The organism is Paenibacillus oceani, from assembly GCF_014705615.1.
Lineage (GTDB): Bacteria > Bacillota > Bacilli > Paenibacillales > NBRC-103111 > Paenibacillus_AB > Paenibacillus_AB oceani.
Genome location: NZ_JACXJA010000014.1, coordinates 147243 through 165147, shown reverse-complemented (window position 1 = coordinate 165147; position 17905 = coordinate 147243). Strand labels below are relative to the sequence as shown.

The 17905-nt window shown below is 57.3% G+C and carries 16 protein-coding genes; 2 read left to right on the top strand and 14 right to left on the bottom strand.

Annotated elements, in window-relative coordinates:
* Positions 1 to 75: 75 nt before the first annotated feature.
* The 13 genes from csaA to IDH45_RS12015 all read right to left on the bottom strand — a co-directional run bounded on the left by csaA (position 76) and on the right by IDH45_RS12015 (position 13768).
* On the bottom strand, positions 76 to 426 hold the full coding sequence (gene csaA, locus IDH45_RS12075) for a chaperone CsaA (protein ID WP_190927853.1): 351 nt from the start codon (positions 424 to 426) through the stop codon (positions 76 to 78).
* Positions 427 to 655: 229 nt separating this feature from the next.
* Positions 656 to 1648, bottom strand: coding sequence for a signal recognition particle-docking protein FtsY (gene ftsY, locus IDH45_RS12070; protein ID WP_190927851.1), 993 nt, complete (start codon positions 1646 to 1648; stop codon positions 656 to 658).
* A gap of 44 nt (positions 1649 to 1692) precedes the next feature.
* A complete protein-coding gene (gene smc, locus IDH45_RS12065; protein WP_190927849.1) occupies positions 1693 to 5265 on the bottom strand; it encodes a chromosome segregation protein SMC in 3573 nt (1190 codons plus the stop codon).
* A gap of 696 nt (positions 5266 to 5961) precedes the next feature.
* Positions 5962 to 6660, bottom strand: a complete 699-nt coding sequence (gene rnc, locus IDH45_RS12060; RefSeq protein ID WP_223836581.1) for a ribonuclease III — start codon at positions 6658 to 6660, stop codon at positions 5962 to 5964.
* Between the two features lie 95 nt (positions 6661 to 6755).
* Positions 6756 to 7994, bottom strand: a complete 1239-nt coding sequence (fabF, locus tag IDH45_RS12055; protein WP_190927847.1) for a beta-ketoacyl-ACP synthase II — start codon at positions 7992 to 7994, stop codon at positions 6756 to 6758.
* A gap of 141 nt (positions 7995 to 8135) precedes the next feature.
* The gene (gene acpP, locus IDH45_RS12050; RefSeq protein WP_138877913.1) at positions 8136 to 8369 is read right to left on the bottom strand and encodes an acyl carrier protein; all 234 of its coding nucleotides are present in this window, start codon (positions 8367 to 8369) and stop codon (positions 8136 to 8138) included.
* A 108-nt stretch (positions 8370 to 8477) separates the two neighbouring features.
* Complete coding sequence (gene fabG, locus IDH45_RS12045; protein WP_190927845.1) at positions 8478 to 9218, bottom strand: 3-oxoacyl-[acyl-carrier-protein] reductase; 741 nt, start codon at positions 9216 to 9218, stop codon at positions 8478 to 8480.
* A gap of 14 nt (positions 9219 to 9232) precedes the next feature.
* The gene (gene fabD / locus IDH45_RS12040) at positions 9233 to 10186 is read right to left on the bottom strand and encodes an ACP S-malonyltransferase (protein ID WP_190927844.1); all 954 of its coding nucleotides are present in this window, start codon (positions 10184 to 10186) and stop codon (positions 9233 to 9235) included.
* 41 nt (positions 10187 to 10227) lie between these two features.
* Positions 10228 to 11214 (bottom strand): beta-ketoacyl-ACP synthase III, encoded by a 987-nt coding sequence (locus IDH45_RS12035; protein WP_223836580.1) that lies wholly within the window; start codon positions 11212 to 11214, stop codon positions 10228 to 10230.
* Positions 11211 to 12218, bottom strand: coding sequence for a phosphate acyltransferase PlsX (gene plsX, locus IDH45_RS12030; protein ID WP_190927842.1), 1008 nt, complete (start codon positions 12216 to 12218; stop codon positions 11211 to 11213). Before plsX ends, IDH45_RS12035 begins: the two co-directional genes overlap by 4 nt.
* Positions 12202 to 12798: a transcription factor FapR gene (gene fapR / locus IDH45_RS12025; RefSeq protein ID WP_190928017.1), complete on the bottom strand. Its 597-nt coding sequence runs from the start codon at positions 12796 to 12798 to the stop codon at positions 12202 to 12204. The genes plsX and fapR overlap by 17 nt, the downstream gene beginning before the upstream one ends.
* 248 nt (positions 12799 to 13046) lie before the next feature.
* Positions 13047 to 13220: a 50S ribosomal protein L32 gene (gene rpmF / locus IDH45_RS12020; RefSeq protein ID WP_190927840.1), complete on the bottom strand. Its 174-nt coding sequence runs from the start codon at positions 13218 to 13220 to the stop codon at positions 13047 to 13049.
* A 23-nt stretch (positions 13221 to 13243) separates the two neighbouring features.
* The gene (locus tag IDH45_RS12015; RefSeq protein ID WP_190927838.1) at positions 13244 to 13768 is read right to left on the bottom strand and encodes a YceD family protein; all 525 of its coding nucleotides are present in this window, start codon (positions 13766 to 13768) and stop codon (positions 13244 to 13246) included.
* A 125-nt stretch (positions 13769 to 13893) separates the two neighbouring features.
* Here IDH45_RS12015 and IDH45_RS12010 point away from each other — a divergent pair, with 125 nt between their 5' ends.
* Complete coding sequence (locus IDH45_RS12010; protein WP_190927836.1) at positions 13894 to 15153, top strand: nucleotidyltransferase; 1260 nt, start codon at positions 13894 to 13896, stop codon at positions 15151 to 15153.
* A gap of 59 nt (positions 15154 to 15212) precedes the next feature.
* On the opposite strand, the gene IDH45_RS12005 is transcribed toward IDH45_RS12010, so the two are convergent.
* Entirely contained in the window at positions 15213 to 16337 is a 1125-nt protein-coding gene (locus IDH45_RS12005; protein ID WP_190927834.1) for a SepM family pheromone-processing serine protease, read from the bottom strand.
* Positions 16338 to 16445: 108 nt separating this feature from the next.
* Here IDH45_RS12005 and IDH45_RS12000 point away from each other — a divergent pair, with 108 nt between their 5' ends.
* Positions 16446 to 17750: a hypothetical protein gene (locus IDH45_RS12000; protein ID WP_190927832.1), complete on the top strand. Its 1305-nt coding sequence runs from the start codon at positions 16446 to 16448 to the stop codon at positions 17748 to 17750.
* Positions 17751 to 17905 lie beyond the last annotated feature (155 nt).

Below are 17905 nucleotides of genomic sequence, written 5' to 3'. Positions count from 1 at the left end.
ATACCGGCGTCTCTCGCTTCTTATGCCTCCGGTTACAGCACTTTCGCCCCACGAAGCGTTGGTGTTGGTTCCAGGTTACGCGACCGGAGTGCCGTTAGCGACAGGCTCGTCCGGGCGGAGCAGGACGACATCCCCCTCGCCGGGTACGCCGCCAAGAACAAGCACTTCCGATACGAAGCCGGCGATCCGCTTGGGCGGGAAGTTCACAATTGCCGTCACTTGCCTTCCTACCAGCGTTTGCGGCTCGTATCTGGTAGTAATTTGCGCGCTAGTCCGCTTTATGCCGAGCGGTCCGAAGTCAATCGTCAGCTTGATCGCCGGTTTGCGGGCTTCGGGAAAAGGCTCGGCCGAGACGACCGTCCCGACCCGGATGTCGAGCTGCGCAAATTGTTCGTAGTTTGCAGGCGTTGTTGATTTCGTTTCCATGCTTACATCCCCTTAGCTGTGAAAAGTGTGCGTATACCGTTTATCTTCCCCTTAACTGCCGCTGCAGTCAATGGATAGATCCGTTACAACGGTTTTGTCCTTTGTCGTGACTATCCGCCGAGGTGCTGCCGAAAACGACAAAAGGCCCTGCCGGAAGGATAAGACGACCGTCTTTTCCCGTCCAGGCAAGGGACCTTAAGGAGCAATACCTGTTTCGTTGTTAAATCGACTACGCCTCGTTAGCCGTTTCTTTCTGGATTAAACCGGCAAATAACGCGTGAACGAACTGCTCGGAATCGAATTGCTCCAGATCATCGATCTTCTCGCCGAGCCCGACCAGCTTGACCGGAATGTTCAGCTCGTGACGGATCGCGATGACGATCCCGCCCTTGGCCGTTCCGTCCAGCTTGGAGAGCACGAGACCGGTGACGCCCGTTTTCTCGCCGAACATTTTCGCTTGCGACAACGCATTTTGTCCTGTCGTCGCATCGATGACGAGTAAAGTCTCGTGCGGCGCGTCCGGGATTTCCCGGCGGATCACCCGGTATATTTTGTTCAGCTCGTCCATCAGGTTCGATTTGTTCTGCAGACGGCCCGCCGTGTCGCATAGCAAGACGTCGACGCCCCGCGTCTTCGCCGCCTGGATCGCGTCGAACATTACCGCTGCCGGATCGGAGCCTTCTGAATGCTTGATGACATCGACGCCGGCACGCTGGCCCCATACTTCCAACTGGTCGATCGCCGCCGCCCGGAACGTGTCTCCAGCCGCAAGCAGCACTTTTTTCCCTTCCGACTTGAAGCGGTGGGCCAGTTTGCCGATCGTCGTCGTTTTGCCGACGCCATTGACGCCTACGAACAAAATAACGGTCATTCCGCTTGCCGCCATGTTCAAGCTGCTGTCTTCGGCCCCCTGCATCATACCGACGAGCTTCTCCGACAATACCGGCTGCAAATCCGCCGGATTTTCCAGCTTACGCTTGCGCACTTCGGCACGAAGCTCCTCGATCAGCTCCATTACCGTGTTGACGCCGACGTCGGCCGAGATCAAGATTTCCTCAAGCTCCTCGTAAAACTCCTCGTCGATTTTTTTCCGCCGGAGAACGAGTTCCTCCACCTTTTCGACGAAAGCGGAGCGGGTTTTGCTCAGCCCTTCCTTGAACTTGTTCGTAACCGTCTCCGCCTTCGAGGCGATGCTGTCGCGCAGCTTCTTAAAAAAACTCATCGTTTCCCAACCGTCCCTTATCAATATCGTCCAACTGCTCCGCCCTAAGCGGTCATTACGTCTTCGTCGTCGAGCCGCACCGATACAAGCTTCGATACGCCCCCCTCTTCCATCGTGACGCCGTACAGCACATCCGCCGTCTCCATCGTGCCTTTGCGGTGAGTAACGACGATAAATTGGGTTTGTCCGGCAAATTCACGCAAATATTCGGCAAACCGGCTGACGTTCGCTTCGTCGAGCGCCGCCTCTACCTCGTCCAGCACGCAAAACGGCACCGGCTTCACGTGCAGGATCGCAAACAGCAGCGCCATCGCCGTCAGAGCGCGTTCTCCGCCGCTTAGCAACTGCAAGTTTTGCAGCTTTTTGCCGGGAGGCTGAGCGACGATTTCGATGCCCGTATCAAGCATCCGTTCCGGCTCAGACAAGATCAGATCGGCGCGGCCGCCGCCGAACAGCTTGACGAATACGCCGACGAACTGCGAGCGGATCGCGTCGAACGTCGTCTTAAACCGTTTGGACATCTCTTCGTCCATCTCGCGAATGACAAGATACAGCGCCGTTTTCGCTTCCACCAGATCGTCTTTCTGGGCGGAGAGAAACTGAAAGCGCTCATTGACCCGCTGGTATTCGTCGATCGCGCCTAAATTGACGTCGCCCAGCGCGGAAATTTGCCGTTTCAGATCCTTCACTTCGCTTTGTGCCGCAGCGACGTCTTCCGGTACCGGATACCGCTCCTTGGCCAGCTCATAGCTCAGCTCGTATTCTTCGGCCAGTTTTTTGAGCAGGTTATCAAGCTCGACGTCGAGGCGGGCCACACGCACTTCCGTCTGGCGAAGCTGTTCCTCCACCTGCTTCAGCTGGGTGCGCTGTTCCTTCGTCAAGCTTTCGCCTTCCTCCAGCTTTTGCACCCATTTCGCCCGCTCCGCCCGCTTGTAATCCATCTGCTCGGCCGCTTCCTGCTTTTTAAGCCGCAAATGATTGAGCTGCTCGATCTGCTTGACCGTCTCGGCATCGTTGGCGTCCAAATCCTGAATGATTTGCTGCAGCAGCTTTTTGCTCCCGCTCCATTCGCGCTGCGTCGCCGTCAAGTCGTCCTCGAACCGGCGCAGCTGATCTTCGAGCGACTGCTTCTCCTGGCTGACGGAAGCGGTTTTCACCTTCAGCGAGGTGAGCTGCACCTGCAGCTCTTCCTTCGCCGACTCCTTCGCCTTCCGCTTCAGCTCGGCATCGCGAATCGCCTGCTGCAAATCCGCCTCTTCCTGCCGCAGCGCCTCCAGCGACAGCGTCGCCGCCTGCTTCTTCTGCTCGTACTCACTGCGCTCAGCCGTTAGCGCCGCATGGTCTTGCGAGTACAGCACCGTATGCTCGGCCGCATTTTTCCCTTCGCTGTCCAGCTGGCTCAGCTGAGCGCGAAGCTGCTGCTCCTCGAGCCGCTGCCGCTCCCCGAGCTGGCGAAGCTCGTCCAGCGTCCGGTTTCCTTCCGACAGCTCGCGCCGCAGCTGCTCGAGCTTTTTGCGAAGCTCGGCCAGCTGCCCTTCGGCGGTGCGGATTTCCTTGTCCATCTCCTCAATCTGGCGCTGACGACCAAGCAGGCTGGACGACTTCTTCTGCAGGCTTCCGCCCGTCATCGAGCCGCCCGGATTAACGACGTCGCCTTCCAGCGTGACGACCCGGTACCGGTATTGGCAGCGGGCTGCAATCCGGTTCGCTTCCTCCAGCTTCTCCGCCACGATGACGTTGCCGAGCAGGCTGGACATAATATTGTCGTATTTGGCGTCAAAACGCACCAATTGCACAGCAATCCCGACAAAACCGTCCATCCCGGTCACATTCGACTTCTCATGCTCCGGAATCGATCTTCCGCGTATGACGTCCAGCGGCAGAAACGTAGCCCGGCCCGATTGTCTGCGCTTTAGAAAGGCGATCGCTTCCCGTCCGGACGCCTCGTTTTCGACGACGATATTTTGCAGGGCGCCGCCCAGCGCCGTCTCGATTGCGGTCTCCACTTCGGCCGGCACGTGCACGAGCTCCGCTACCGCGCCATGTATCCCTCTGAGCCCGTCCGAGCGGCTTTTCGCCTTGAGCACCTCTTTGACCCCATGGGCGAAGCCGTCGTAATCGTTCTGCATCTCGCGCATCGTGTCCCGCCGGGAAACTTGCGCCTCCAGCTTCTGCTCCCATCTGCGGACCGTCTCTTGCGCCTCGCCGAGCAGTTCCTGCTTCGCCTTAAGCTCCTGCCCGAGCTCGACGAACCGGTCGCGGCCCGCCTGCAGCTCCCGGGCCAGCTTCCCGGCCGCCTCCTGCAGTTCCCCGCGCTTGCGGACGATCTGCTCATGCTGACCGGACCATTTGGCATGTTCCTCCTCCAGCCGGTCGATCCGCCGAGCGAGCGATTCCAGATTTTGCTCCGCATAGCGGATTTCGTTACGCGCTTGGGCAGTCCGTCCGAGCGCCTCCAGCAGCTCCCCCTTGAGGTCTTCTTCCTCAGCGCTGCTAACCCCGCCGGCGACGCCAAGCAGCCGCTCTTCTTCCTCCGTCAGCTTGGATCTCAGCTCGTCTACTTCCAGTTGAAGCGCCGTATATTTGTCCCGGTACGCGGCAGCCTCCGTCCTCTTGTCGCCGATCCGCTTCTCCTGCGCCTCGATCGTCTGCTCCAGCTGACTGCGGTTGCTGCGCAAGTTTTTGTCGCGTTCCTTATATACTTCCCCCTGTCCTTCGCATTTCTCGAATTCCTCGCTCAGGCGCAGCACCGTCTCGTGCAGCCGGTCGATCTCCTCCTCCAGCCGTCGCGCTTCCATCCGTTCCTTCTCCAGCAGCGCGTCATGCTTGCTGACGATCGTGGACAGTTCCAGTTCTTCTTTGCGCAGCACATTTTGCTTCTTGCTGGCTTCCGACCAGAACTGGTGAATCTGTTCGATCTGATGGACATACATTGAGATTTCGCTCGTTTTCAGCCGCTCTTTCAACTGCTTATAGCGGATCGCCTTCTCCGACTGATCGCGCAGAGGCTCGATCTGATCTTCCAGCTCGGATACGAGATCGTGGATGCGCAGTAAGTTTTGCTCTGTGTCGGCCAGCTTTTTCTCCGCTTCTTTTTTACGGGATTTATATTTGACGATACCGGAAGCTTCTTCGAAAATACCCCGCCGGTCTTCCGACTTCGTGCTTAAAATTTCTTCAATCCGACCTTGTCCGATAATCGAATACGCTTCTTTGCCGATTCCCGTATCCATGAACAGCTCGGTTATATCTTTCAGCCGGCACGCCTGCTTATTGATAAAATATTCGCTGTCCCCGCTGCGGTGGATGCGCCGCGTCACGGTGACTTCGTTAAAGCCGAGCGAAAGCGATTCGTCGGAGTTATCGAGCGTCAGCGAAACTTCGCCGTAGTTAACCGCCTTGCGGGCGTCGCTTCCGGCGAAAATGATATCTTCCATCTTGCCGCCCCGAAGCGAGCGCGCGCTTTGTTCCCCGAGCACCCAGCGAATCGAGTCGGATATATTGCTCTTGCCGCTGCCGTTTGGCCCTACTACGGCAGTAATGCCCTGGACGAACTCCAGCTCCGTCTTGTCGGCGAACGACTTGAACCCGGCCAGCTCCAAACGTTTCAAAAACATAGCTTCACCTCAAACTATTCAAAAAAATGGTCACGGCTCTTATGTACGGTTTATGCCTTAAATCTGATGAGGTCGACACGGTGTATTCAACGAAACCGCAAGCTAAAGCCTATTCCATTCATCAAACCCGATCTCTTCCTTGCCCTTCAGCCGCTTCAACGGACTTTGCCGTTCCACTCCACTCTCCAATGCCGCCGCTGCGGACCTGCAGCCTACCTTTCATTGTAGCATATATGCCTTAACGCGAAAATCGCCCGCTTTCGGCTCTGTCAAGGTTGGTCAGGGCGCGGAGGTTCGAGCCGACTGTCCCGCTGAGGACACCTCTCCCCCTGCGATCCGGATAAGGGTCATTCGGTACCGTTATTTCGACGACGCTTTCGTATTTCCAGCCGAGCCGCGGCGTTCCGGCAGCCGCACAAGGCAAGCTTACTCCGGCTCCGGCCTATATCGGCTTCCCGAATAGCGGTTTCGAACAACTCTTATCGCTCCATCATGCGGAATAAGCACAACCACTTTGCTTCTTTCGAAGCGAAATCCCGCCGGACCGAAGAAAAACAACCCCACAACGTGGGGCTTTAGCTTCGTTGCGTTTATCGGATACTTGGTGGAGAGCCCGTCCATGTATAAGTTCCATTCGTGAAAAAAAAGCGGCTTTCGCCGCTTGTTCCCGCATAGTGCCGCCGCATCCGTTGCGGGCTACGCTTTGGGCGCGGAGGTAAGTTTGGCGAGCGCCTGAGAGGCGGCCCGCTGCTCGGCATCCTTCTTGGAACGCCCAAGGCCGGAGCCCAGCTTCTGATCCTCCATCCACACCTCGGAGACGAATTCCCGGTCGTGAGCGGGACCCCGCTCTTCCACGATCCGGTATTCCACCGTCCCCATTCCGCGCTGCTGCGTATATTCCTGCAGCTTCGTCTTGTAGTCTCCCGACAGCACCATCGTATCCTGAGACAAGTACGGGAACAGATGCGTTTGCAAAAATGCACGCACCGCGCCGAGTCCCTGATCCAGGTACAACGCTCCGACGAAAGACTCGAATACGTCCGCAAGCAGCGCCGGACGCGACCTTCCGCCGGTCAGCTCTTCCCCTTTTCCGAGGAAGACGCAGGAGCCGAAATCGAGCCTTTCGGCAAACTGGACCAGCGACGGTTCGCACACGATCGCCGCCCGGTGCCGGGTCAGTTCGCCCTCAGGCCGGTCCGGATAGGTGTTGTACAAATATTCGGATACCGTCAACTGCAGCACGGCGTCCCCCAAAAACTCCAGACGTTCGTTATCCCGTATATCGGCCGAACGCTGCTCGTTTACATAAGACGAATGGGTAAACGCCTGTTTCAACAGCTTCGGTTCGCGAAATTCGATTCCTAAATCGGCTTGCAGCCTTTTTAATGATCTCAACGGAATTCACCGCCCCTCGTGTCCGGAACCGGTAATTAGAATGTTGCGTCCGTCAGGCGCCGTTATCCGGGAGTGAGTGTCGTCACTTGGAGATGTTACTCCTCGAACTTCTTCAAAATAATCGTCGCGTTATGTCCCCCGAAACCGAACGAGTTGGACATCGCGATGCGGACGTCCGCATCTCTTGCAACGTTCGGCACGTAATCGAGATCGCACTCGGGGTCCTGGTTGTCCAAATTGATGGTTGGGGCGATTTTGCCGTTATGCAGCGTAAGGCCGGTAATAACCGCTTCTACGCCCCCGGCTGCGCCGAGCAGGTGTCCGGTCATTGACTTGGTTGAGCTGACGGCTACCTGATAAGCATGGTCGCCGAGCGCTTTCTTGATTGCAGTCGTCTCCGACTTGTCTCCGACCGGCGTTGAAGTACCGTGCGCGTTAATATAGTCGATCGCGCTAGGCTCCAGTCCCGCGTCGCGAATCGCGCGCGACATGCATCTTGCGGCGCCTTCCGGGTCCGGATCGGTCATATGGTGAGCATCTCCGCTCATCCCGTAGCCGATCACTTCGGCGTAGATGCGGGCCCCGCGTTTCTGCGCATGCTCCAGCTCCTCCAGAATGAGGATGCCGGCGCCCTCGCCCATAACGAAACCGTCGCGGTCGGTATCGAACGGACGACTCGCCTTCTCCGGCTCGTCGTTGCGGGTCGACATGGCGCGCAGCGCGCAAAATCCGGCCATGCCGGTAGGACGGATCGTCGCTTCGGCTCCGCCGCATATCATGACGTCCGCTTCGTCGCGCTGAATCAGCTTGTACGAATCGCCGATCGAATGCGTCCCGGTTGCGCAAGCCGTTACCGCCGTGCTGTTAGGCCCCTTGGCACCGAACAGCATCGAGATTTGTCCGGAAGCCATATTGGCGATCATCATCGGGATGAAAAACGGGCTTACCCGCTTCGGGCCTTTGTCCAGCAATATTTTATGCTGCTCCTCCCAAGTTCCGAGACCGCCAATGCCGGACCCTACGTATACGCCGCAGCGTTCCGGATCGGTGTCCTTCTGAATATCCAAATTCGCATCTTTCATAGCAAACTGACTGGCGGCTACGGCAAATTGCACGAACCGGTCCATGCGGCGGGCTTCTTTTTTATCCATATACTCTTCCGGATTAAAATCAGCGATTTCCGCAGCGATGTGAGTCGTATATTCACTCGTATCAAACGCCTGAATGACCGAAACACCGGACTTGCCGGCCATCAGGTTATTCCAAAATGTATCCAGATCGTGTCCCAGTGATGACATGACGCCCATCCCGGTAATGACGACTCTCCGTTTCATGAGTTCTCACCTCTTCGACAAATGGACGGTTAATAGGTTGCTGCTGTATTCGGAGTCTCCGGCGCCGCCGGAGAAATTGTTGGCGCTGTAATGACGAGTAAGTCCCGTTCCTCAGACGAAAACGGGACTTACAACGCTTGTTTAGGTATGAGACTTTATGTATTCTACTACTTCTCCTACGCTTGTAATCTTCTCGGCATCTTCGTCGGAAATTTCCAAATCGAACTCGTCTTCCAACTCCATAACCAATTCGACTACGTCGAGGGAATCTGCACCTAAATCGTCTTTGAAAGATGCTTCGAGGGTGACTTCAGATTCTTCAACCCCTAGGCGATCGACCACTATGCGCTTCACGCGGTCAAAAATGTCGGACATCCGGTTCACCTCCTCCATGGTATTATACGAGAAAAGAAAACAAAATGCCATACCTGTCCGATAACCTTGCAGCTTCGGACACGGAACGGGCGTTTTCGACGCCTCTCCTTACATATACATGCCACCGTCGACATGAATCGTCTGGCCGGTCATGTATGCGGCATCGTCCGAAGCTAGGAAACGAACGACACGGGCGATATCCTCGGGCTTTCCGAGCCTTGCGGCCGGAATCTGCTGCAGCATCTGCTCCCGCTGCTCCGTCGTCAGCTTGTCGGTCATATCCGTCTCGATAAATCCGGGAGCGACCGCATTCACGGCGATGTTCCGGGAAGCCAGCTCCCGGGCGGCCGACTTGGTGAGTCCGATTACGCCGGCTTTCGCCGCAACGTAATTCGCCTGTCCCGCGTTACCGAGCACGCCTACGACGGAGGAAATATTAATGATTTTACCCGAACGCTGCTTCATCATCGGACGCGTTACCGCTTTGATGCAGTTGAAAACGCCTTTCAAATTCGTATTCATAACTTGGTCAAACTCTTCCTCTTTCATTCGCATGATCAGATTGTCACGCGTAATTCCGGCATTGTTGACCAAAATATCCAGCTTGCCGAATTGATCGAGCACCTGCTTGACCATCTCTTCGACTTGAGCCGAGGACGCAACGTCCGCCTTCACTTTGAACGCGCGGCGTCCCAAGCTTTCGATATGGCGCACCACTTCTTCGGCGGCTTGTTCGCTCCCCGAGTAGTTTACCGCTACGTCGGCCCCCGCTTCCGCAAGACTGAGGGCGATCGCCCGGCCAATGCCGCGGGAAGCTCCCGTTACAAGCGCCGCTTTTCCTTCCAACATCGCGATTCCTCCTTTCAAGATGAAGAACGTGCCGCCTGCAGTTCGGTGGCGAGCTTCTCCAGCCCTTCCCGGCTGCCTACGGAGACGACCTGGACTTGCTTATCCACCTTTTTAATCAGACCGGCCAGTACAGTACCGGATCCGATCTCGACGAACGTATCGACGCCTTGCGCGATCATCCACGTTATGCTGTCTTCCCACAGAACGGGCGAGACGACCTGATCGACAAGCAGTCGGCGGATATCGCCGGCTTGAAGCACCGAGTCTGCCGTCACGTTGGCGACAACCGGGATGCGCGCATCCTGCATCGGCACGGCTTCCAGCGTTTTCGCCAACTCGTCGGCTGCGGGCTGCATCAGCGAAGAATGGAACGGACCGCTGACTTCAAGCGGGATAACCCGTTTCGCTCCGGCCTCTTTGCCTCGCGCTACGACGGCTGCGACGCCTTCGGCGCTGCCGGATACGACGATCTGCCCCGGGCAGTTGACGTTCGCCATCTCGACCACTCCGGTCTCGCCGCTCACTGCGCGGCATAATTCCGCAAGCTTCTCCCGCTCCGCTCCGAGCACCGCCGCCATACCGCCTTGGCCGCTCGGAACCGCCCGCTCCATATATTGTCCCCGGGCGCGCACGGTCCGTACCGCATCCTCGAAACTCATCACTCCGGCGGCGACCAGCGCGCTGTATTCGCCCAAGCTGTGCCCGGCTACGAAATCAGGCTCCACGCCGAGTTCGCGCACCGCCTCCAGAATCGCGATGCTGGTCGTAAGCAGCGCCGGCTGCGTGTTGTACGTCCTTTTCAGTTCGTCTTCCGGACCGTTAAAAATAAGTTCGGACAGCTTAAAGCCAAGCGACTCATCCGCCTGGTCAAAGACGCGCTTTGCGCCTTCGTGGCTGTCGTAAAAATCTTTTCCCATACCGACGGCTTGCGCCCCCTGGCCGGGAAATACGAATGCGATTCGTTTCATGGGCCGTATCCGTTCCTTTCGACGCTCTTAAGTTCTTCCTCTTACCAGACCAGCACGGAAGCGCCCCAGGTCAAGCCGCCTCCGAAGCCGACAAACAGCAGCTTGTCGCCCGGGTTAATCCGGTTTTCCCGGGCCGCCTCGGCGAGTGCGATCGGGATCGATGCCGCGGACACGTTGCCGTACCGGTTAATATTAACGACACACTTCTCTTCCGGCAGCTCGAGTCTTTCCAGAGCCGACTGGATGATCCGGATGTTGGCCTGGTGCGGGATCAGCAGATCGATCTCGGATTTGTCGATTCCCGCCTTGACCAGTGCCTCCTCGGCCGCACTTCCCATAATTTTGACCGCAAATTTGAAAACTTCCTTGCCGGCCATATAGATAAACTGGCGTTTCTCATCCAGCACTTCCCGAGTGATCGGGTCCCGGGAGCCCCCCGCGCGCGCCTTCAGCAGCTCGCCGCCCGAGCCGTCCGCCCCGAGGACGAACGATTGGAAACCGCGCCCTTCCGGAACTTGGCCGATCACGACCGCTCCGGCGCCGTCTCCGAACAAAATGCAGGTGTTGCGGTCCGTATAGTCGGTAATCCGCGACAAACATTCGGCTCCGATCACCAGCGCGTTTTTGTACATGCCGCTGGAGATCAGTCCGGAAGCGTTGGCCAATCCGTAAATAAACCCGGAGCAAGCTGCGGACAAATCGAACGCCGCCGCGTTTTTCGCGCCAAGCCGGCTTTGCAGCACGCACGCCGTCGAAGGAAACGACATATCCGGCGTTACCGTAGCGACGATGATCAGATCAAGCTCTTCGGCGGACAACCCCGCATTGCCGAGCGCCTCGAGAGCCGCTTCGTACGCCAAATCGGAGGAAGCCTGCTCCTTCGCCGCAATCCGCCGCTCGCTGATGCCGGTACGGCTGACGATCCATTCGTCGTTCGTCTCCACCATTTGTTCCAATTCTTTGTTCGTAAGCACACGCTCCGGCACGTACATGCCCGTCCCCAAAATGCCTACCGGTATCCCATTCATTCTTTTCCATCTCGCTTCCTGCCGGTTTCCGTTGAAATCGCCTCAACCAGGCGACTCGCAAGGGCGATACGCGCTTGCCGAACCGCATTTTTTATCGCATTTGCATCCGAGGAGCCGTGACTTTTCAGCACGAGCCCTTCAATTCCTAGGAGCGGAGCCGCTCCATGCTCGTTGTAATCCATTTTTTTCTTAAATGCGACCAAGCCGGGCTTCAGAACCGCCGCCGCCAGTTTGCTGAAAAACGAACGGGTAAACTCCGTTTTCAGTACGGAGAAAATCGTCCCTGCGGTGCCTTCCATCGATTTCAGCAAAATATTGCCGACAAACCCGTCGCAAACGAGCACGTCGCAGGCGCCCTGCAGCACGTCGCGCGCTTCCACGTTGCCGATAAAATGAATCGGAGCCTGTTCGAGTAACGGATAGGCCTGCTTGGTCAGCTCATTGCCTTTCATCGCTTCCGTTCCAACGTTCAACAGACCGACGCGCGGCTTCTGAAGGCCGTGCACCTTGTTTCTGTATATGCTGCCCATTACGGCGTATTGCAGCAAATTATGCGGTGAAGCGTCCATATAGGCACCGAGATCCAGTGCCAGGACGCCGGAATCGTCCATCGTTGGCAGCATCGGCGCCAACGCCGGCCGTTCGATGCCGTCAATGCGCCCGACGATCAGCAGCCCCGTCGTCATCAGCGCTCCCGTATTGCCCGCCGAAATCATGGCGTCGGCAGCGCCTTCGCGGATCAATCGCCCGGCTACGACCATCGAGGCGTCTTTTTTGCGCCTGACGGCACGCACCGGCTCGTCATCGGCCGCAATGACATCGGAGGCGTGGTGCACGGTCACGTTGGCCGGCACGGAACCTGTCGGCATAAAAGCGGCGATCTGCGCTTCGTCCCCGACTAGGATGATTTGAACGTCGCTCCACTCCCGCGCCGCAAGCAGCGCTCCTTCCACCGTCGTTCGCGGCGCATTGTCGCCGCCCATGGCATCAATCGCGATTCGCATGCAGCTGTTCCTCTCTTTCGCTCATTTCATTAGCGAATCGATAGATTAAAAAATTGCCCTGGAATACCGTTTCCTCACCGACGTATGTAAAAACTTCGACCTTGGCCTTCCCCTTCTGGCCGGAGATCGACTTCACATACGCCTTCGCTATGCATTTCTCCCCCAGCTTGACGGACCGGATAAACCGGATGTCTGCTGCAGCGGTCAGCGCCATCTCGTTATTAATGACCGCGATCGCAAGCGAGTTGGCCTGAGCGAAAATATGATGGCCTCTGGCGATTTTCGTCCGGGAAAATACGTGCTCCTCCCGGATCTCGAACATCGAGATCCCGCTTTTGTCGAGCTGCAGATCGATTACGTCCCCAATTACCTCATGCAGAGGAAGCGACCGGACCTGATCGTACGTTCTCTCGGCCATCAGCTTCAGACGTTCCCGAAGCTCCGGAATGCCGAGCTCCAGCCTGTCCAGACGTATCGTCTGAATGCTGACCTTAAACGTCCGCGTCAGCTCCTCGTCGGTGACGAACGGGTTTTGCTCGAGTTCTTTTGCCAGCAGCTGCTGTCTTTGGCGCTTCGGCATTCGTTCGATATCGCGCACCTACTTTCAATTCTTCGTACACTTGCAGTTCATTATATGAATCGACGAATCGATTGTTACCAGGTACTAAACGTTAGTATATAAAATTCCCGTCCAAAAAGAAAGGCCCAATCCTGCAAAGCGGGCCCCTCGAACGTCATCCGGGTCGGCCGGCTCCCGTTTCTTCTCCCTCGGAAAAGAAAAAAGCACCTCATCGAAATGAAGTACCTTTTGCGTCCTGCCTGTAATTGTTATTGCTTGACGATCTCTCTACCTTTGTAAGTACCGCAAACTTTGCATACGCGGTGAGCGAGCTTAAGTTCGCCGCAATTGTCGCATTTTACCATACCTGGTACGGACAATTTAAAGTGAGTACGGCGCTTGTCACGGGTGCTTTTCGATGTTTTACGAAATGGAACTGCCATATTCCCACCTCCTTCACAGAGTCTTATTTCTCGTTCCCATTGTCGAACAATTGCTGTAACACGGCCAACCGCGGATCGATGCGCGGTTCCGGTACGGCCGCGGGATCGATATTCAGATTTGCCCCTGTTTCCGGATTCAAGCCTTTGCACTCGGGCATGCACAGCGGAATGTAAGGCAATCCGAGATGAACGCCCTCTTCGACGAACGGAGTCAGATCAACGACGTCTTCCTCCATCACGAACAGTTCGTTTTCCTCGTCATCCCCCTCTTCCAGATGTTCCTTGTCGCGCGTAAATCGTTCCCGGAACGGGATCGTCAGCCGCTGGCCGTAATGGCTCAAGCAGCGCGAGCAAGCGAATTCGACTGGAAGGGTCAACGTCCCGCTCACATCCACGATGCCGGAATCGGCCTTCGCTACCACATCTACGTGAAGCGGGTCGACCCGAAGCACATCGCCTTGACCTTGAAACAGACCACCGATGTCCAAGTCTTCGGTGAACCGGACCTGTCCCGATTTGGAAACCAGATCCCGGATGTTCATTTTCATGTTAATCACTCCAAACAAACATAGACTATTATATCGATTCCATTCCTATTTTGTCAACGTTTTGCGGCCGTGCTATAGTAGAAATATCCAAGAACGCATCCGTAGAACGGAAAAGGAGCATTCCTTTGAAAACGGTCGGTATTATCGTCGAATACAACCCGCTGCATAACGGTCACGTTTATCATTTCCAACAAAGCAAAATCGTATCAGGCGCGGACGCCGTCGTTGCCGTGATGAGCGGCAGCTTCCTGCAAAGAGGCGAACCGGCGCTCGTCAGCAAATGGGCGCGTACGGAAATGGCGCTCCGGATGGGAGCGGACGTCGTCATCGAACTGCCCGTTGCCTATTCTACGCAGCCTGCCGAATGGTTCGCATTCGGCGCCGTCTCGGCTCTCGAAGCTGCGGGAGTGGTCGATTCCTTCTGCTTTGGCAGCGAAAGCGGGGACATCGGCTTGCTGCGTACAGCCGCCAAACGGTTGCACAGCGCCGACCGGCATGCGCCGGATGGCGGGGAAGGACGCTTCCAGGAAGCGCTGAGGTCTCATTTGAAAAACGGGATCAGCTACCCTCACGCTTATGCGGCCGCAGCGGCCGGCTGCTTGGGCGATCCATCCGGGCTCGACTGGCTCGCCCAGCCGAACAATACGCTCGGACTGCATTATTTGCTCGCGCTCGAGCGGCTCGGAGGAACGATGACGCCGTATACGATCAGCAGACAAAAAGCCGGCTATCATCAGACGGACATTACGGACGAGCAGATCGCCAGCGCCACGGCTCTCCGCAAGCTGCTCGCGGATGAAGGCCGCGCCGAAGCGCTTCGCCCGTTTGTGCCGGATTACACGTGGACGATCCTGAAGCGCGAGCTGGAGGCGGGACGCGCTCCGGTAAGCTGGGATTGCTTTTACCGCGTCTTGTTCGCCAGGCTTGCCGTAACCGCTCCCGCGGAGCTGACCGGCATCGGGGAAGTGACGGAAGGGATCGAGCACCGGATCGGGCGTGCTGTAGCAGACGTGCAGCCCGACCTGGGAGACCCGTTCGGGCAGTTAATGAACAACCTCAAGACGAAACGGTATACCCGTACCAAGCTGCAGCGGACGATGACCCGCATTTTGCTCCATCACCGCAAGGAAGAACTGTCCCCCGAGCTGCTCGGCCAAGGCGTTCCTTACTTGCGCGTGCTCGGCTTTTCCGCGCAAGGGCAAGAGCTGTTAAAGCAAATGCGGACCCGCTCCGCGGTCCCGGTAGTGACGAAGGCGGCCGCGTTCCGGCATCCGTTTCTGGAGCTCGACATCCGGTCCGCGACTGTTCACGCTTCGGCCTTCCGTTCTCCGGCGAAAGCGGAGTTATGGCGCGATTACTACGAGCCGCCCCTTCGTCTTCCATAAAATACGCGGCGCACCCGGCAGGACTTGTATCCCCGCAGGTGCGCCTTCGCAGAAACGGTTTACGATTTCGGATTCAGCGTTTCGAGATAATGCACAGCTTCCTCCATCGTGGCGACAGGGACGACCTTCATCTTCGTCCCGATTTTTTGCGCCTGATCCGCCGCATCGGATGCGTTCGGTACGTCGGCGCTCAGATTGCATTCGCCCTTTTTCCGGTCAGCCGGGGCGAAGAAGATGTCCGCCTTCTCCCGATCGGCCGCCACGATTTTTTGCCGGATGCCGCCGATCGAGCACACATTGCCCAACGTGTCCAGCGTGCCGGTCCCCGCGATCCGGTAACCTTTCGTTAAATCCCCGGGAGTCAGCTGGTTGAGGATTTCCAGTGAAAACAGCAATCCGGCCGACGGCCCTCCGATTTCTCCGGCATTGATCGTAACCTTCTTATCCCCTTGCGCAGGTACAATCTCAAGCAGCTCGGCCGTAGAGATGCCCAGACCGATCCGGCTTTCCCCGCCCGCCGCTCCGGGTTTGCCGTTCGCCGCGTCGATCGCGTTCAAATCCTTCAGCGTTACCGCTACCTTCTTTTCCGTCTTCCCCCGTTTAATCGAGACCTCGACCGACTCGTCCGCTTGATGCCGCTTGATTTCGTTGACGATATCCTCATGCTTGATGACCGGTTTCGTCCCAACCTGGATAATGCGATCCCCCGGCTGCAAGATACCGTGCGCCGGATATCCTTCCACCGCCTGCATGACGAGCACGCCTTGGGATTCGATTTGGTACGGGATATTGGCCTTTTTATACGCCGCCTGAATGGCGTTTCCTTGGGAATCCAGCATGACATATTCTTGACGGGTCGAATATTCCTGCTCCGAGCTGCCTCGCAGCACTTCCTGCTTTTTGCGGATTTCCACATTCGGATTCAGTCTGGCGGTGAGTAAACTTAAGATGCTGGACCGTCCCATCGTCACGGTAGTCAGCATAAACGTCCCGTTTTCCTCAGGGTCGCCGTTCGTCACGCTAACCATCGGCTTCAGTTCTTCCGCCGTTCCCGGCTTGTAGATGTAATACGGAACCGGAATGAAATAAAACGCATAGATAACCGCCAGCGTAATAAGAAACGTGGACAGAAAGCTGCGCGTCCATCTCAGCTTGGCTCGTTCTCTGTGGTGATCGTACATCATCCGTGTGCTCCCTCCGGTCAATCGCCCCGCCGTTCTCGGAAGAGGCTTGGTCTAAAGCGCCGCCGCTTCGCGTAAACATGGTAGCACCATCGTTTGGAGGCGATTCACATGCAACTCGGGACGTTTCACGCGAGAAGCCGCGAATTCACCGTCGTGCTCGCCGTGCTGACGGCCGTGCTCGTGCTTTCCATACTATTATTTCCGGAACGGGCTTTTCAGTCCTCGCTTGGAGGATTAACGATCTGGTGGACGATCGTATTCCCTTCGCTGCTTCCGTTTCTGATGCTAAGCGAGCTGCTGTCCGGCTTCGGCGCGATTCGCGGCCTCGGTACGCTGCTGGAGCCCGCCACCCGGCTTCTGTTCCGACTTCCCGGCATCGGCGGCTGGGTTCTCTCCGTCGGGACTGTCGGCGGTCTTCCGCTTGGAGCGGATGCGGCCAGCAAGCTGCGGCTGGAAAAGCGGGTCAGCCGTGAAGACGGCGAACGCTTACTCGCGCTCTCGCATGTGGCGAGCCCTTTTTTTATGCTGACCGTTCTCGGAGCGGGATTTCTTCATAGTCCCGAGGCGGGGGCCGCAATCGCGATCATTCATTATGCCGCCGCGATCGGTATGGGCGTGCTGATGCGCTTCCTGTGGCGGACACCGCCCGGCGGCCTCCCGGATGCCCCGCTTTCCGGTACAACTACTGTTTTACAAACCAAACGGAAACCGGTTCGCACCAGAAATTCCCTTCTCATTCGCGCGATGTCGGACATGCACGCCGCTCGTCTCGAGGATGGCCGCTCTCTCGGCAAGCTGCTCGGCGATTCGGTCTCCAATGCGATCCAAACGCTCATGATGATCGGCGGTACGATGATCGTGTTCTCCGTGCTGCTCGGCGTGCTGGACACGGCCGGCATTGTCGGTCTGCTGGCGGACGTCGTCTCTGTGGCGGTCCCTTCGCTGTCGTCCCCGGCGGATTCCGTCCGAAGCATGTTGTCCGGGCTGCTCGAGCTTCATATCGGAACGAACCGGCTGAGCGCTTCCGGAGGTATGCCGGATGCCGCTACAGCCGCACTGATCGGTGCCGCGCTCGCCTGGAGCGGAGCCGCGGTTCATTTGCAGGTACAAACCGCCGTTCGTCATACCGACTTCCGGTACGTATCGTTTCTGCTGTCCCGTCTCCTCCACGCCGGCTTGGCCGTTGTTCTGACCTTCGTATTATGGCGGCCGTTAACGGGCTGGTTGTCCCGGATACAGCCCAGCTTTTTGCCGGAAAGCGGAGCCGATCCGGTTCAGCCCGTAACGCTGGGCGCCTGGAGCCTGTGGGCGGCTGCCCCCTACCGGATGCTCGACCTGGCGCTTGTCCTTGCCGGACTCGCCGCCATGTCCATCGCGCTCTCGGTGCTGCTTCGTTTCCGAAAACCGTCGTAATTGGCTTTGGACGGGCGCCATTTTCAACATATTCATAGCGATCTAGGACATTCTGAATGTAGAAAAGCTGCCGCTTATACAGGGTCATTCGACCAGGAAAGGCGACGTGGGAAAGAGTTCGTTGAGAAGCTTTCTTCTAAACAATCGGCAAGATC

Excerpts from the sequence above, each read along its gene's own strand:
- csaA (WP_190927853.1), bottom strand. The coding sequence starts at position 426 with ATGGAAACGAAATCAACAACGCCTGCAAACTACGAACAATTTGCGCAG.
- ftsY (WP_190927851.1), bottom strand. The coding sequence starts at position 1,648 with ATGAGTTTTTTTAAGAAGCTGCGCGACAGCATCGCCTCGAAGGCGGAG.
- smc (WP_190927849.1), bottom strand. The coding sequence starts at position 5,265 with ATGTTTTTGAAACGTTTGGAGCTGGCCGGGTTCAAGTCGTTCGCCGAC.
- fabF (WP_190927847.1), bottom strand. The coding sequence starts at position 7,994 with ATGAAACGGAGAGTCGTCATTACCGGGATGGGCGTCATGTCATCACTG.
- acpP (WP_138877913.1), bottom strand. The coding sequence starts at position 8,369 with ATGTCCGACATTTTTGACCGCGTGAAGCGCATAGTGGTCGATCGCCTA.
- fabG (WP_190927845.1), bottom strand. The coding sequence starts at position 9,218 with ATGTTGGAAGGAAAAGCGGCGCTTGTAACGGGAGCTTCCCGCGGCATT.
- fabD (WP_190927844.1), bottom strand. The coding sequence starts at position 10,186 with ATGAAACGAATCGCATTCGTATTTCCCGGCCAGGGGGCGCAAGCCGTC.
- IDH45_RS12035 (WP_223836580.1), bottom strand. The coding sequence starts at position 11,214 with ATGAATGGGATACCGGTAGGCATTTTGGGGACGGGCATGTACGTGCCG.
- plsX (WP_190927842.1), bottom strand. The coding sequence starts at position 12,218 with ATGCGAATCGCGATTGATGCCATGGGCGGCGACAATGCGCCGCGAACG.
- fapR (WP_190928017.1), bottom strand. The coding sequence starts at position 12,798 with ATGCCGAAGCGCCAAAGACAGCAGCTGCTGGCAAAAGAACTCGAGCAA.
- rpmF (WP_190927840.1), bottom strand. The coding sequence starts at position 13,220 with ATGGCAGTTCCATTTCGTAAAACATCGAAAAGCACCCGTGACAAGCGC.
- IDH45_RS12015 (WP_190927838.1), bottom strand. The coding sequence starts at position 13,768 with ATGAAAATGAACATCCGGGATCTGGTTTCCAAATCGGGACAGGTCCGG.
- IDH45_RS12005 (WP_190927834.1), bottom strand. The coding sequence starts at position 16,337 with ATGATGTACGATCACCACAGAGAACGAGCCAAGCTGAGATGGACGCGC.
- IDH45_RS12000 (WP_190927832.1), top strand. The coding sequence starts at position 16,446 with ATGCAACTCGGGACGTTTCACGCGAGAAGCCGCGAATTCACCGTCGTG.